Genomic DNA, 14027 nt, shown 5'->3' with positions numbered 1-14027 from the left:
GTGATCACCAGAGTCTGTGCCCGGCTCGTTGCGCTGCTGCCGCAGGGCCGGCTCCTGCCCGGAGCGGTCTGGCAGCGGCGGCACCAGATGATCGTGCGACTGGCGATGCTGTCGGCGCTGGTCCTGGTCGTGCTGTGCTGGGCCTGGGGCGAGAGCCAGCTCGCCGCCGTCACGGTGCTGGCAGCGGTCGGGGGTCCGCTGCTGGTGGCGGTGACGCCCTCCTTCGGCCGGTCCACCCGGTCCTCGGCGACCACGCTGAGCCTGATGGCCGCCTCGGTCGCCCTCGTGCACCTGTGGAGCGGGGTCACCGAGGCCCACTTCGCCTTCTTCGTGATGGTCGGCGTCGTCTCGCTGTACCAGCACTGGGTGCCCTTCGGCATCGCGCTGGTCGTCGTCACCCTGCACCATGGCGTCGTCGGCACGCTGTACCCGCACGCGGTCTTCGGGCACGGTGGCCAACACGACCCGTGGCTGTGGGCTGGCATCCACGCCGTCTTCGTCCTCGCGGCCAGCCTGGCGCACCTCGCGGCGTGGCGGCTGAACGAGGACCAGGTGCTCAACGACGCGCTGACCGGGGTCGCCAACCGCACCCAGCTCGAGGAGCGCACCCAGCGCCTGCTGCGGGAGGGCGCCCCGCTGAGCCTGCTCTTCATCGACCTCGACGGCTTCAAGGACGTCAACGACAGCCGCGGGCACGCGGCGGGCGACCAGGTCCTGCTGGCCGTCGCCGAACGGTTCCAGCGCAGCGTCCGCCCGGGCGACCTGGTCGCCCGGATCGGCGGCGACGAGTTCGCCGTGCTGCTCACCGCCGACCCGAAGACCGCCCGGGCCGTCGGCGAGCGGGTCCGCAACGCCCTCGCGCTCCCGGTGCAGCTGGACGCCGGTCTTGCCACCGTGCACGCCAGCATCGGGCTGGCGACCTCGGCCGACCCGGGCGAGCACACCGCGGACTCCCTGCTCCGCGACGCCGACCTGGCCATGTACCTGGCGAAGGCGCAGGGCGGCGACCAGCTGGTGGCCTACTCCGACGGCATGGCCGAGGCGGCCAGCCGGCGCGCCGGGCTGCTGCAGGACCTCCCGCTCGCCGTCCTGGCCGGGCAGCTCGAGGTCTACTACCAGCCGACCGTGCGGCTCAGCGACGGCCGGACGACGGGCTTCGAGGCGCTGGTCCGCTGGCACCACCCGGACCGGGGCATGATCCCGCCGGCGGAGTTCATCCCGCTCGCCGAGGACACCGGGACCATCTCCGGGATCGGGCGCTGGGTGCTGCAGCAGGCCCTGCGGCAGGGGGCGGCCTGGACCGCGGAGACGCACCAGCCGCTCCGGATGGCGGTCAACCTCTCGCCCCGGCAGCTGATGGACAGCGAGGTGGTCGCCGACGTGACCGCGGCGCTGCTGGACTCGGGGTTCCCCGCCGAGCAGCTCACCCTCGAGGTGACCGAGGGCATCCTGGTCCACGACGTCGATGCGGTGGTCGGCCGGCTGCAGCAGCTGCGGGACCTGGGGGTGCTGATCGCCATCGACGACTTCGGCACGGGCTTCGCCGGGCTCTCCTACCTCCGCCGGCTGCCGGCGGACATCATCAAGATCGACCGCAGCTTCGTCACCGACCTCGCCACCGGCGGGTCGTCGACCACCCTGATCGCCTCGATGGTGGAGCTGGCCCGCAGCCTGGGCCTCGGGGTCGTCGCGGAGGGCGTCGAGACCGAGGGTCAGCGGCAGGCGCTGGCCGACCTGCACTGCGGCTCGGCGCAGGGCTACCTCTTCGCCCGACCGCAGCCTGCCGAGCACTGCCGGCCCGACGCCGACCTGTCGGGAGTCCCCACCCGGGTGTGACGCCCGGGTCTGGCAGGGTCGCGGTCGTGAGGTTGACCGACGCCACCTGGCCCGAGGCCACGGGCGCGCCGCTGGTCGTCGTCCCGTTGGGGTCGGTGGAGCAGCACGGCCGGCACCTGCCGATGGCGACCGACACGGTCGTGGCGCAGGCCGTCGCGGAGGGCGTCGTCCCCCGGCTGACCGGTGCACTGCTCGCCCCGGCGCTGGCCTACGGCGCCAGCGGGGAGCACGAGGGCTTCCCCGGCACGATCTCGATCGGCACCGAGGCGCTCGGTGCGCTGCTGGTGGAGTACGGCCGCTCGGCGGGGCGCTGGGCCGGCCGGCTGCTGGTGGTCAACGGGCACGGCGGCAACCTCGACGCGCTCCGGACGGCGGTGCCGCTGCTCCGGGCCGAGGGCCGGGACGTCGCCTGGTTCCCGTGCGGCGCGCCCGGCGGGGACGCGCACGCCGGGCGGACCGAGACGTCGCTGATGTTGCACGTGCAACCCGGGGCGGTGCGCACGACGCTGGCCGCGACGGGGGAGACGGCGCCGATCAGCGAGCTGCTGCCCCGGCTGCGTGCCGAGGGGGTGCGGGCGGTGAGCCCGGACGGCGTCCTCGGGGACCCGACCGGTGCCTCGGCGGCGGAGGGGGCCGAGCTGCTGGCCGACCTCCGGGCCCGGCTGATCGCCGCGGCCACCCGCTGGGACGTCGACGCCGCCGGTCGGCTGCTCCCCGGCGGCGTCGCGCGGGTCAGCTGAGCGCGTCGGCGAACAGCGGGACGGCGTTGTCCAGGGCGTACTGGATGCCCTGCGGCGTGCCGATCGAGAAGGCGCTGGTCAGCGTCTCGTCCTCCAGGACGACCGCATGCCCGGCCTGCACCGACGGGATGGCCTGCCACAGCGGGTTGCCGGTGATCTGTCCGGCGTCGACGAAGATCGGGAACGCGACGGTCAGCCCGGCGTCGAGCAGCGGCAGCTGCTCCTCGCTCACCGAGACGAAGAAGCTGTCGGTGGCCAGGGCCTGGATCTCCGGCTTCAGCGCGAAGCCGAGCTGCTCCATGAAGTCGACCCGGGCGTCGCCCTCCACGTAGGCGCCGAAGCCCTCGGCGCTGTAGGCGGCCACGGCCACCGAGGTGCCGGCGAACTCCGGGTTGGCCGCGGCCGCGTCGGTGAAGGCCTGGTCGACCTGCTGCTGCAGCGCGGTCGCCTCGTCGCTCTTCCCGAGTGCCTCGCCGATCATCTGCAGCTGGTCGGCCGAGGAGGTCAGGTAGGGGTCCGCGCCCTCGGGCTGGCTGACGGTCGGGGCGATCGCGCTGAGCTTGTCGTACCGGTCCTGGGTGGCCGGCGACTTGGTGTCCAGGATCAGGTCCGGCTGGAGCGCCGCGATCGCCTCGTAGCTCGGCTCCAGGCTGTCGATGATCTCGGGCGCCTCGTCGTACTCCCCGGCGGCCCAGGGGCCGACGCCCTCACCGCCGAACTGCAGCCAGTCGCTGGCGCCGACCGGCTGCACGCCGAGCGCGAGCGCGGTCTCGGCGTCGCCCCAGCCGAGGGCGACCACGCGGGTGGGCTCCTCCTCGACGCTGACGTCGCCGAAGGCGGTGCCGATGGTGACCGGGAAGGCGCCGGTGGAGCTGCTGCCGGCGCTGCTGCCCTCGGCGGGGTCGTCCCCGGAGTCGGAACTGCAGCTGGTGACGGCGAGGGCGAGGGCCAGCAGAGCGGCGCCGCGGAGTGCGGGTCGGGAGGACATGAGGGCTCCTGGTCGGGATGGGTGCGGTGGTCGGGCGGCGGGCACCGTGGGCGGGGAGACGGCGGCGTGCTCCTCGGGTCGGTCAGGTGAGGCTCACCTAACCAGCAGGAGGTCACGAGGAGGTCACCGGGCGTCCTCCGGTCGGTCAGACCCGGGGCCCGGTCAGGGTTGGCTGGGTCCCCGGTCGTCGGCCACCCGCGCGGTCTGCCCCGGGGCACCGGGGCCGGCTCCCCGTCCGGCCGCGCGGCCCCGTGCCCAGGTCTCTGGCGTGCCCCGGGCGTTGGTTGTAGCTTGCAATTCCCCAGGTGGGGCCGGACATCGGCGGGCTCCCCGTGTCCGAGGGAGGTCATGCCGACCGCAGGTCGCACGAGGGCCGAGTGCATCTGGCGTCCTGCTCCGACGCTCGGCGACGGCACGGGCAGCTGGGCGTCGACACGGGGAACGGACAACGGCAATGCAGGTGGTCATCGCAGGTGGCGGCGTGGCTGGGCTGACGGCGGCTCTGGCCCTCGCCCGCCAGGGACATCGTGTGCAGGTCGTCGACCGTGACGACTCCCCCCGGCCGGCGGACGTGACCGCCGCTGCCGAGTGGTCGCGGCGGGGGGTGGCGCAGTTCCAGCAACCGCACGCGTTCCTGGCCCGCCTCTTCCAGGAACTGGACCACGGGCTCCCCGACGTCCTGGACGGCCTGCGGGCGATCGGCGTGCCGCAGGTCGAGCTGATCGACGGCCTGCAGGCGATGTGGTGCCGCCGCAGCACCCTGGAGTGGGTGATGCGGGGCATGGCCGAGGCCGAGCCCGGCGTGACCGTGGTGTACGCCGCGGTCGCCGACGTGCGGGTCGAGCACGGAGCGGTCACCGGGGTGGGCCTGGCCGACGGGCGCGTGCTGCCCGCCGACCTGGTGGTCGACGCCACCGGGCGCCGCGGCCGGGTGTCCCGCCGCTGGCTGCGGGAGACCGTCGACGAGCCCGCCGACGAGGTGTACACCTCGCGCCGCTACCGCACCCTGCCGAGCACCTCGTTCGGGCCGGTGAACCGCGGCGTCATCTCCGTGGCCGAGGGCGACGGCTACTCCGTGCTCGTGTTCCCCCACGACGCGGGCGTCTTCACCGTCTGCTTCACCCGGCTGCCGGACGACCCTGAGCTGGCCGTGCTGCGCGAGACGCCGGTGTTCGAGGCAGCCACCCGGCAGGTGCCGCTCACCGCCGACTGGACCGATGCCCAGCGGGCCGAGCCGGTCTCGGACGTGGTCGTCATGGGCGGGCTGCGCAACTCGTTCCGCGTGCTGCACGAGTCGGCCCCGCTGGGGCTGCAGCCGCTCGCCGACGCCGTGTGCACGACGAACCCGCACTTCGGTCGGGGCTCCTCGCTCGCGGTCGCGCACGCCCTCCGCCTCGCCGACGCGGTCGCCGCCGCTCCCGAGGACGCCCGCTCGTGGCGCGGTCAGCTCGACGCCTGGGAGCGCGGGGAGCTGCGGGCCTGGTTCGACGACGCGCGGTGCACCGACCAGGCCCGCGCCGCGATGTGGCGGACCGTGCGGGACGGCCGGCTCCCGACCGGGGTGCCTCCCACCGCCCGCGGCGGCCCGGCCGAGGTCCCCCACCTGATGGTGCTGGCGGCTGCCGGTGCCGACCGCACGGTCGCCCGGGCGGTGCTGCGCCACATGCACCTGGTGGACCCGCCCGCGGCGCTGGAGTCGGTGCACCCGCGGGTGGCCGACCTGCTGGCGCAGGGGTGGCTGCCGGGACGGCCCGTGCCCGGGGCGGCGTCGCCGGGACCGGAACGCACCCCGGGCGGTGCTCCGGGCGCACCGGCCGCGCCGCCCCGCCACGAGCTCGTCGAGGAGCTGCGCTCACCGACCGGGTCCCGGTAGCGCGCCGACTGCGGGGAGGGAACAACAGGGCCGTCGGTTTGTTGTCCGTACCGACGCGATCAGCCCGCCCCACCGGGGGCGGACGTCCCGCGCAGACCGAGAGGACCAGCCATGCGCAACGGCATCCACCCCGAGTACCGCACCGTCGTCTTCCAGGACACCTCGACGGGGGAGACGTTCCGGACCCGCTCGACGGTCCAGACGAGCCGGACGATCGAGCTCGACGGCGAGACCCTGCCGGTGGTCCCGGTCGAGATCAGCGCGTCCTCCCACCCGTTCTGGACCGGCAACCAGCGCGTGCTGGACACCGCCGGCCGGGTCGAGAAGTTCAACCAGCGCTACGGCGCGCGGAACCGCACCCGCAGCTGACCCGCGGCACTCCCTGACGCCGCCGCCGGCAGGTCCCTCCCGGGACCAGCCGGCGGCGTCGCTGCGTTCCCCCGGTCCGCGCGCGCACCGCGGTACTTTCGCGCGCGAAACCGTGCGGGGTGCATGACGCGGTTAGGGTCTCGGCCCGGGAGCGGGGACGGACCCGCCGGTGAGGACGGAGCACGCGATGGCGCACCAGGCGACCGGGGAGCCGGCTGCACCCACCTCGCGGGTGGCGGTGGAGACCAACGGCATCAACGTCATCTCCGAGTCCGAGCGCAAGGGCACGCCCCGGCAGCTGTTCTGGCCCTGGTTCGGCGCGAACGTCAGCGTGCTCGGTCTGGCCTACGGCGCCTTCACCCTCGGCTTCGGCATCTCGTTCTGGCAGGCCGTCGTGGCCGGCGTGGTCGGGATCGTCGTCAGCTTCCTGCTGTGCGGGTTCGTCGCGATCGCCGGCAAGCGCGGCTCGGCCCCCACGCTGGTGCTCAGCCGGGCGGCCTTCGGCGTCACCGGGGGTCGCGTCCCCGCGGTCCTGGCCTGGGTGCTCACCGTCGGCTGGGAGACGGTGCTCACCTCGCTGGCCACGCTGGCGACCGCGACGGTCTTCACCGAGCTGGGGTGGGGCGGCGGGACGGCCACGCAGGTCGTCGCCCTGCTGGTGGTCGCCACGCTGGTCGTCGTCGGCGGGGTGCTCGGCTTCGACCTGATCATGCGCATGCAGGCGGTCATCACCGTGGTCACCGGCGTGCTGACCGTCGTCTACCTGGTCCTGGTGGCCGACGAGATCGACTGGGGCACCGTCAGCGGGCTGCCGGCGGGCTCCACCCAGGCCTTCATCGGTGCGCTCGTCTTCGTCATGACCGGCTACGGCTTCGGCTGGGTCAACGCCGCCGCGGATTACTCCCGGTACCTGCCGCGGTCCTCCTCCACCCGCGGCGTCGTGGGCTGGACGACGTTCGGCTCGGCGCTGGCCCCGGTCGTCCTGCTCGTGGTCGGGCTGCTGCTGGCCGGCTCCTCCGGGAACCTGTCCACCGCCATCGGCGCGGACCCGATCGGTGCGCTGGCCACCCTGCTGCCCACCTGGTTCCTCGTCCCGTTCGCGCTGGTCGCCGTGCTCGGCCTGGTCGGCGGCGCGCTGCTGGACATCTACTCCTCCGGCCTGGCGCTGCTGTCGGCCGGCGTGCGGATCCCCCGGCCGGTCGCCGCCTCCATCGACGGCGTGCTCATGGTGCTGGGGGCCGTCTGGGTCGTCTTCCTCGCCGAGGGCGACTTCTTCGTCCAGTTCCAGGGCTTCCTGATCACCCTCGGCGTCCCGGTCGCCGCCTGGTGCGGGGTCGTGCTGGCCGACCTGCTGCTGCGCCGCCGCGACTACTCCGAGCCGGACCTCTACGACCCGCGCGGCCGCTACGGCGCCGTCCCGCCGGTCCCGCTGGCGCTCCTCGTCCTCGGGTCGGTGCTCGGCTGGGGTCTGGTCACCAACACCTACGCCGGCTGGCTGCAGTGGCAGGGCTACCTGCTCGGCCTGCTCGGGCTGGGCGGCAAGGACGGCGACTGGGCGTTCGCCAACCTCGGCGTCCTGGTCGCCCTGGTGGTCGGCTTCGGGGGCACCCTGCTGCTCCGCCGGGGTGCGGTGCGGGCGCAGGAGGCGGCGTGACCCTCTGCGTCATCGACGTCCAGCACGTCTTCGCCGATCGCGACTCCCCGTGGGGGGCGCCCCGGTTCGCCGAGGTGCACCCGGCCATCCGCCGGCTGACCGCGGCCTTCGCCGGCCGGGTGGTGCACACCCGGTTCGTCGCGCCGGCGACGCCGACCGGCGCCTGGGTGCCCTACTACGAGCAGTTCCCCTTCGCCCTCCGGCCCCCGGACGCCCCGCTGTACGCGCTGGTCGACGACCCCGGCGACGCCCCGGTGCTGGACGCCACCACGTTCGGCAAGTGGGGCCCGGATCTCGCCGCGCTCGTCGGTGAGGGCCCCCTGCTGCTGGCCGGCGTCTCGACCGACTGCTGCGTGCTCTCCACTGCCCTGCCGGCCGCCGACGCCGGGGTCCCCGTGCAGGTGGTCACCGACGCCTGCGCCGGGGCCAGCGACGCCGACCACGACCGGGCGCTCGCCGCGATGGCGCTGTACGCCCCGCTGATCACCCTGACCACGTCCGACGTGGTGCTCGCCGGGCGATGACCGTCCCCGCCCCGCCCCCGGACCGGCTGCCGGACGGGTTCGCCGTCCGGCTGGCACCGGGGACCCAGTGCCGGGACGGCGGGACGACGCTGCTCGGCGGGTCACCGTTCCGGATGCTGCGGCTGGCGCCGGCGGCCCAGGCCCTGCTGGCCGGCGACCGGCTCGAGGTGACCGACGCCCGCACCGCGGCGCTGGCCGCGCGGCTGCTCGACACCGGCGTCGCCGACCCGGAGCTGCCGCCGGCGCCGTTCCCCGAGGTGACCGTGGTCGTCCCGGTCAGGGACCGCACCGACGGGCTGGCCCGACTGCTGGCCGCGCTGCGCGCCGACCCCGGGACGGCGGGCTGCCCGGTGGTCGTGGTGGACGACGGCTCGGCGGACCCTGCCGCGGTCGCGGCGGTCGCCGCCGGTGCCCGGCTGCTGCGGCACCCGGTCGCCCGCGGTCCGGCGGCCGCCCGCAACGCCGGGCTGCGGGTCGCCGGCACCGAGCTGGTCGCCTTCGTCGACTCCGACTGCGTGCCGGAGCCCGGCTGGCTGGAGGTGCTGGCCGGGCACCTCAGCGACCCCCGGGTGGCGCTGGTCGCCCCCCGGATCACCGCCCTGCCGGCCGGCGCGAGCGGCTGGGTGGCCCGGTACGAGTCGCTGAGCAGCGCTCTGGACATGGGGACGACGCCGGCCCGGGTCGCCCCGCTGACGACGGTCTCCTACGTGCCCAGTGCCGCGCTGCTGGCCCGGCGGGCGGCACTGCGAGGTGGCTTCGACGAGACGATGCCGGTCGCCGAGGACGTCGACCTGGTGTGGCGGCTGGCCGGCGCCGGCTGGCGGGTGCGCTTGGAACCGTCGGCTCGGGTGGCGCACGACCACCGGGTGGAACCGGCCGCGTGGCTGCGCCGCCGGGCGTTCTACGGCACCGGGGCGGCGCTGCTGGCCCAGCGGCACGGCGCGGCGGTCGCTCCGGTGGTGATCTCGCCGTGGTCGGCCGCGGCCTGGGCGCTGGCGCTGACCGGGACGCCGGTGGGCGTGCTCGCCGCCGGTGGGGTGCTGGGCCGGGCCTCGTGGCAGCTGGCCGGTCGGCTCGCCGCCCCCGGCGACCGGCCGCCCGTACGGCTGGCGGCCGGGCTGGTGCTGCGCGGCACGGCGGCATCCGGCCGCACCCTGGCCCGGTCGGTCACCCGGCACCACTGGCCGCTCGCCGCGGCGGCGGCACTGGTGTCCCGGCGGGCCCGGTGGCTGGTCGCCGGGGTGGCCGTCGCCGACGCGGTCAGCGGCTGGCGGCCGCTCCGCCAGGAGATCGACCTGCCCACCTTCGCCGCGGGACGGCGCCTGGAGGACCTCGCCTACGGTGCCGGGCTGTGGCTCGGCGCGCTGCGCGCCCGGGACCCCCGGGCGCTGCTGCCCGCCGCGCCGCCGCCGGTCAGCCCGCCGCGTCAGCCCACGCGGTAGTGGACGTGCGTCACTCGCGGTGAGGAGGTGACCCCCAGCTGCGTGAGCCCGGGGTCGGCGACGCCGTCGAACAGGCGCTCCCCGCCGCCCAGCAGGACGGGCGCGACATCGAGGACCAGCTCGTGCAGAGCTCCCGCCGCCAGTGCCTGCCGGATCGTGGACGCGCCGCCGGCGATGGTCACGTCGGCGTCGCCGGCCGCGGCTCGCGCCTGCTCCATCGCCGCGTCGAACCCCGCGGTCACGAAGTGGAACGTCGTCCCGCCGGCCATCTCGACCGGGTCCCGCGGGTGGTGGGTGAGGACGAACACCGGTGCGTGGTACGGCGGCTCGTCGCCCCACCAGCCGCGCCAGTCCTCGTCCCACCCGCCGCGGACCGGGCCGAACATGTTGCGGCCCATCACGAAGGCGCCGCGGGGTCGCAGCAGGTCGGCGCGGGCGGCCTCGTCGGCCGCGGGCCGGGGCTCGTCGGCGAACATCCACTCGTGCAGGCGCTCGCCGCCCACGCCCAGCGGGTCCGCCCGGCTCTGCTGCGGTCCGGCGAGGTGGCCGTCCAGCGAGATCGTCACGTGGCACGTCGTGCGGCTCATGCACCTCCAGACCGCCGGTGCGGGCGCCGCTCATCGGTCCGGCGGAATGTGTCGCCGCTGTGCGGTGCTGTCGGCCTCGTACCCGCGTCCCGGCCAACGGAGGCCCCGCGTCACCGCACCACCCGAGGGGCCCATGACCGCCACGCAGGACTGCACCGCCCGCCCGACCGTCCCGTCGCCGACCGGCGTCGGGCTGCCCGACCCGCGGATCGAGAAGCCGAGGACGGCGCGCACCGCGCTGGTGCTCGGCGCGTTCGTCGCGCTCGGGCCGCTCACCATCGACATGTACCTGCCCGCGCTGCCGACGATCACCGACGAGCTGGAGACCACCTCCTCGGCGGTCCAGCTGACGCTCACCGGCACCCTGGTCGGCCTCGCGCTCGGCCAGCTGGTGCTCGGCCCGCTGTCGGACCGGTTCGGTCGCCGCCGCCCGCTGCTGGCCGGGACGGCGCTGCACGTGCTCGCCTCGCTGCTGGTGCTCCTCGCCCCCAGCGTCGCCGTCCTCGGGCTGCTGCGCGTGCTGCAGGGCGTGGGCGCCGCGGCCGGTGCGGTGATCGCCATCGCCGTCGTCCGCGACCTCTTCGACGGCCGCGCCGCCGCCACCATGCTCTCCCGGCTCTTCCTGGTGCTCGGCGTCGCGCCGGTGCTCGCCCCCACCATCGGCGGTGAGCTGCTCCGGTTCACCTCCTGGCGCGGCGTGTTCGCGCTGCTGGCCCTCTACGGCGTGCTGCTGGTGGTGATGGGCTCCCTCGCCGTCCGCGAGACGCTGCCGCCGGAGCGCCGCACCAGCAGCGGCCTCGCCGGCACGCTGCGCAGCTACGGCTCGCTGTTCCGCGACCGGGCCTACGTCGGGCTGGTGCTGGTCGCCGGCCTGACCATGGCCGGGCTGTTCGCCTACGTGTCCGGGTCCTCCTTCGTCTTCCAGGACGAGTTCGGCCTCGACGAGCAGCAGTTCGGGCTGCTCTTCGGCGCCGGCGCCGTCTGGCTGATCGCCGCCACCCAGCTCAACCCGGTGCTGCTGCGCTGGTCCTCCCCGGCCCAGGTGCTCGTCGCCGGCACCGTGGCCGGTGCGGTCGCCGGCGCCGCACTGCTCGTGCTGGCCGCCACGGGGACCGGTGGCCTGGTCGCCGTCGTCCTCCCGCTGTGGGCGGTGATGTTCGCCTGCGGTCTCGCGCTGCCCAACGCCCCGGCGCTGGCGCTGTCCCGGCACGGCGACGCCGCCGGGACCGCCGCCGCACTGCTCGGGGCCGTCCAGTTCGGGGTGGGTGCCGCGGTGTCGCCGCTGGTCGGCATGCTGGGCAACGACGCCGTCGCGATGGGCACGGTCGTCCTCGCGTCGCTGGTGCTGGCGATCGTCGTCCTGGTGGTCGTCGTCCGCCCGTGGCAGCTCGAGGACCCCGACCCGGAGGCCGCACCGGTCGCCGTCCACTGACCCCGCGGGTCAGCTGTAGCGGGCGCGGAGTCCGTCGACGAGCAGGTCCAGGCCGTGCTCGAACGCCGCCGAGTGCGGCTGGTGCAGCAGCTCGCTGATCGCCGACAGCAGCAGCGGCTGCTCGGCCAGTGCCCGGGCCCGGGCCGCGTTCGCTGCCTCGTCGTCGCCGTCGGGCAGTGGCTGGGCGGCCGCCCGGTCGGCCTCGGCCTGCCACTCGGTCGCGCTGCCGATGACGTAGGCGCCGATCGCGAACAGCGTCTGCTGCGCCTGTCCCGGGGTCATGCCGGCCTCGACCAGCACGCCGAGCACCCGCTCGATGCCGGCGAACGCCTCGGCGCTGGGCCGGTTCCCGGCGACCACCCGGGGTGCGTCGCGGGTGGCGATCAGCGCGGTGAACAGCTGCCGGGCGTCCTCGCGCAGCCACTCCCACCACGGCTGCCCGGGCCGCGGGCCGGCTGAGGACGCCTCGTTCCGGCGGACCAGCTCCTCGGCCATCAGGTCCATCAGCTGCCGTTTGCTGTCCACGTGCCAGTAGAGCGTGGGCGCCGACACCCCCAGCCGGGTCGCGATCCGGCGGAACGAGACGGCCTCCAGTCCGCCGTCGGCCAGCAGCGCCAGGGCGGTGCTGACGACGGCCTCGCGGGTCACCGGCGCGCGGGTGGCGGTCACGCTTGACAGCCTAACCGTGGTAGAGGACTGTCTGCGTCGTGTCTAACACCGTTAGAGAGCCCGCCATCGAGGTGGTGGGGCTGACGAAGAGCTACCCGGCGGCCGACGGCGTCGTCGAGGCGGTCCGCGGCCTCGACCTGCGCGTCGAGGCCGGGCAGACCTACGGCTTCCTCGGCCCGAACGGCGCCGGGAAGTCCACGACCATCGAGATGCTCTGCACCATCCGCAACCCCACGTCGGGGACGGCGCGGGTGGCCGGGTTCGACGTCGTCCGGGAGCGGAACGAGGTCCGCCGCCGGATCGGCCTGGTGTTCCAGCAGCAGACCCTGGACCAGCAGCTCACCGCCGAGCAGAACCTGCGCTTCCACGCCGACCTCTACGGGCTCTCCCGCGCCGACGCCGACCGCCGGATCGCCGAGGTGCTGGAGATGGTGGCGCTCACCGACCGGCGCCGCGACCCGGTGGTGAAGTACAGCGGGGGCATGAAGCGCCGGCTGGAGATCGCCCGCGGCCTGGTGCACGCGCCGCTGGTCCTGTTCCTCGACGAGCCGACGATCGGGCTGGACCCGCAGACCCGCGCGGCCATCTGGGACTACCTGCGCGACCTCCGACAGCGCACCGAGATCACCGTCTTCGTCACCACGCACTACATGGACGAGGCCGAGCACTGCGACCGGATCGCGATCATGGACCACGGCCAGGTCGTCGTGGAGGACACGCCCGAGGCGTTGAAGTCCAGCGTCGGCACCGACCGGATCGCCCTGCGCACGGACGACGACGAGCTCGCCCTCGCCCGGATCCGGGAGCGGCTCGGGCTGGAGGCGGGCGTGCACGAGGGGCAGGTGACCCTCGCCGTCCCGGAGGGCGCGCACGTCGTCCCCCGGCTGTTCACCGAGCTCGACCTGCACATCCGGTCGGTGACCGTCACCCGGCCCAGCCTGGACGACGTCTTCCTGACCTACACCGGCCGCACGATCCGCGACTCCGAGGCGCCACGGGCCGCCACGGGAAGGGTGATGACCCGATGACCACCGACCGGACGACGACGCTGCGTGCGCTCCCGGAGCCGCTCGGCGAGGTGCGCAGCGACCTGGCGCACCACGCCCGGGCCACCTGGGTGGTCACCCGCCGCGAGCTGCTGCGCTTCCGGTCCGACCGCGCCCGGATGCTGTCGATGCTGCTGCAGCCGCTGCTGTTCATCTTCGTGATGGGCACCGGGCTGGGCAGCATCGTCGACACCGGCGGCGGGATCAGCTTCCGCACCTTCCTCTTCCCGGGCGTGCTGGCCACCTCGGTGCTGTTCACCGCCGCCTTCGCCGGCATCTCGCTGGTGTGGGACCGGGAGTTCGGCTTCCTCCGCGAGATGATGGTGGCGCCGATCTCCCGGGCGTCGATCATCTGGGGCAAGTGCCTGGGCGGGGCCATCGTGGCCACCGGGCAGAGCCTGGTGCTGCTGGCCCTGGTCGGCACCGTCGGGATCCCCTACGACCCGCTGCTGCTGGTGGAGCTGGTCGGCTGCCTGTTCCTGGGCTCGCTGTTCCTGACCGCGCTCGGGGTCCTGCTCTCGACCCGGGTGAAGACCATCCAGGGCGCGATGCCGATGCTCCAGCTGCTGATCACCCCGATGATGTTCCTGTCCGGGTCGCTGTTCCCGCTGGGTGGACTGCCGGCCTGGCTGAGCGTGGTCACCCGGCTCAACCCGCTGACCTACGTCGTCCAGCCGATGCGGCACCTGGTGCTCCAGCACCTGGACCTGACCGCCGCGGCGGAGCAGAAGCTGCTGCCACCGCTGACCTGGGCGGGCTGGGCGGTGCCGATCGGGGTGCAGCTGCTCACCGTCGGGGTGGTCACCCTCGCACTCATCGGGCTCGGGGCACGGCTGTTCGCCAGCACCGAGTGACCCAGCCGACCGG

Annotated in this window: 13 protein-coding genes; 10 read left to right on the top strand and 3 right to left on the bottom strand. The window is 74.8% G+C overall.

Translation table 11 applies throughout. The features are described 5' to 3' along the window. Both FHL79_RS08475 and mftE read left to right on the top strand, forming a co-directional pair. Positions 1 to 1836, top strand: a complete 1836-nt coding sequence (locus FHL79_RS08475) for a putative bifunctional diguanylate cyclase/phosphodiesterase (RefSeq protein WP_138758171.1) — start codon at positions 1 to 3, stop codon at positions 1834 to 1836. Positions 1837 to 1862: 26 nt separating this feature from the next. Then, a complete protein-coding gene (mftE, locus tag FHL79_RS08470) occupies positions 1863 to 2576 on the top strand; it encodes a mycofactocin biosynthesis peptidyl-dipeptidase MftE (protein ID WP_138758170.1) in 714 nt (237 codons plus the stop codon). Here mftE and FHL79_RS08465 read toward each other — a convergent pair. Further along, positions 2569 to 3564, bottom strand: coding sequence for an iron-siderophore ABC transporter substrate-binding protein (locus tag FHL79_RS08465; protein WP_138758169.1), 996 nt, complete (start codon positions 3562 to 3564; stop codon positions 2569 to 2571). The genes mftE and FHL79_RS08465 overlap by 8 nt on opposite strands. 454 nt (positions 3565 to 4018) lie before the next feature. Here FHL79_RS08465 and FHL79_RS08460 point away from each other — a divergent pair, with 454 nt between their 5' ends. The 5 genes from FHL79_RS08460 to mftF all read left to right on the top strand — a co-directional run bounded on the left by FHL79_RS08460 (position 4019) and on the right by mftF (position 9426). Then, on the top strand, positions 4019 to 5437 hold the full coding sequence (locus FHL79_RS08460; RefSeq protein ID WP_138758168.1) for an NAD(P)/FAD-dependent oxidoreductase: 1419 nt from the start codon (positions 4019 to 4021) through the stop codon (positions 5435 to 5437). A gap of 111 nt (positions 5438 to 5548) precedes the next feature. After that, positions 5549 to 5806, top strand: coding sequence for a type B 50S ribosomal protein L31 (locus tag FHL79_RS08455; protein ID WP_138758167.1), 258 nt, complete (start codon positions 5549 to 5551; stop codon positions 5804 to 5806). Positions 5807 to 5975: 169 nt separating this feature from the next. Continuing rightward, positions 5976 to 7460: a purine-cytosine permease family protein gene (locus tag FHL79_RS08450; RefSeq protein ID WP_246080519.1), complete on the top strand. Its 1485-nt coding sequence runs from the start codon at positions 5976 to 5978 to the stop codon at positions 7458 to 7460. Beyond that, positions 7457 to 7984, top strand: coding sequence for a cysteine hydrolase family protein (locus FHL79_RS08445; RefSeq protein ID WP_138758166.1), 528 nt, complete (start codon positions 7457 to 7459; stop codon positions 7982 to 7984). The genes FHL79_RS08450 and FHL79_RS08445 overlap by 4 nt, the downstream gene beginning before the upstream one ends. Next, positions 7981 to 9426, top strand: a complete 1446-nt coding sequence (mftF, locus tag FHL79_RS08440) for a mycofactocin biosynthesis glycosyltransferase MftF (protein ID WP_138758165.1) — start codon at positions 7981 to 7983, stop codon at positions 9424 to 9426. Before FHL79_RS08445 ends, mftF begins: the two co-directional genes overlap by 4 nt. Here mftF and FHL79_RS08435 read toward each other — a convergent pair. After that, the gene (locus tag FHL79_RS08435) at positions 9411 to 10013 is read right to left on the bottom strand and encodes a dihydrofolate reductase family protein (protein ID WP_138758164.1); all 603 of its coding nucleotides are present in this window, start codon (positions 10011 to 10013) and stop codon (positions 9411 to 9413) included. The genes mftF and FHL79_RS08435 overlap by 16 nt on opposite strands. A 133-nt stretch (positions 10014 to 10146) precedes the next feature. Between FHL79_RS08435 and FHL79_RS08430 the strand changes: the two genes are divergently transcribed. After that, the gene (locus FHL79_RS08430; protein WP_171058078.1) at positions 10147 to 11445 is read left to right on the top strand and encodes a multidrug effflux MFS transporter; all 1299 of its coding nucleotides are present in this window, start codon (positions 10147 to 10149) and stop codon (positions 11443 to 11445) included. Between the two features lie 9 nt (positions 11446 to 11454). On the opposite strand, the gene FHL79_RS08425 is transcribed toward FHL79_RS08430, so the two are convergent. Beyond that, positions 11455 to 12114 carry a TetR/AcrR family transcriptional regulator C-terminal domain-containing protein gene (locus tag FHL79_RS08425; RefSeq protein ID WP_218938380.1) on the bottom strand — a complete coding sequence of 220 codons (660 nt, stop codon included), beginning with the start codon at positions 12112 to 12114 and terminating at the stop codon, positions 11455 to 11457. A gap of 38 nt (positions 12115 to 12152) precedes the next feature. On the opposite strand from FHL79_RS08425, the gene FHL79_RS08420 reads away from it, so the two are divergent. Next, positions 12153 to 13142, top strand: a complete 990-nt coding sequence (locus FHL79_RS08420; protein WP_138758163.1) for an ATP-binding cassette domain-containing protein — start codon at positions 12153 to 12155, stop codon at positions 13140 to 13142. Continuing rightward, positions 13139 to 14014 carry an ABC transporter permease gene (locus tag FHL79_RS08415; RefSeq protein ID WP_138758162.1) on the top strand — a complete coding sequence of 292 codons (876 nt, stop codon included), beginning with the start codon at positions 13139 to 13141 and terminating at the stop codon, positions 14012 to 14014. Before FHL79_RS08420 ends, FHL79_RS08415 begins: the two co-directional genes overlap by 4 nt. Positions 14015 to 14027 lie beyond the last annotated feature (13 nt).

Source organism: Modestobacter altitudinis, from assembly GCF_005930475.1.
In the GTDB taxonomy this organism is placed as follows: Bacteria; Actinomycetota; Actinomycetes; order Mycobacteriales; family Geodermatophilaceae; genus Modestobacter; species Modestobacter altitudinis.
The sequence above is the reverse complement of the archived record's forward strand: the minus strand, read 5'-3'. Positions and strand labels throughout refer to the sequence as shown.

Coding starts and splice junctions, on each gene's coding strand:
- FHL79_RS08465 (WP_138758169.1), bottom strand. CDS start 3,564: ATGTCCTCCCGACCCGCACTCCGCGGCGCCGCTCTGCTGGCCCTCGCC.
- FHL79_RS08460 (WP_138758168.1), top strand. CDS start 4,019: ATGCAGGTGGTCATCGCAGGTGGCGGCGTGGCTGGGCTGACGGCGGCT.
- FHL79_RS08455 (WP_138758167.1), top strand. CDS start 5,549: ATGCGCAACGGCATCCACCCCGAGTACCGCACCGTCGTCTTCCAGGAC.
- mftF (WP_138758165.1), top strand. CDS start 7,981: ATGACCGTCCCCGCCCCGCCCCCGGACCGGCTGCCGGACGGGTTCGCC.
- FHL79_RS08435 (WP_138758164.1), bottom strand. CDS start 10,013: ATGAGCCGCACGACGTGCCACGTGACGATCTCGCTGGACGGCCACCTC.
- FHL79_RS08430 (WP_171058078.1), top strand. CDS start 10,147: ATGACCGCCACGCAGGACTGCACCGCCCGCCCGACCGTCCCGTCGCCG.
- FHL79_RS08415 (WP_138758162.1), top strand. CDS start 13,139: ATGACCACCGACCGGACGACGACGCTGCGTGCGCTCCCGGAGCCGCTC.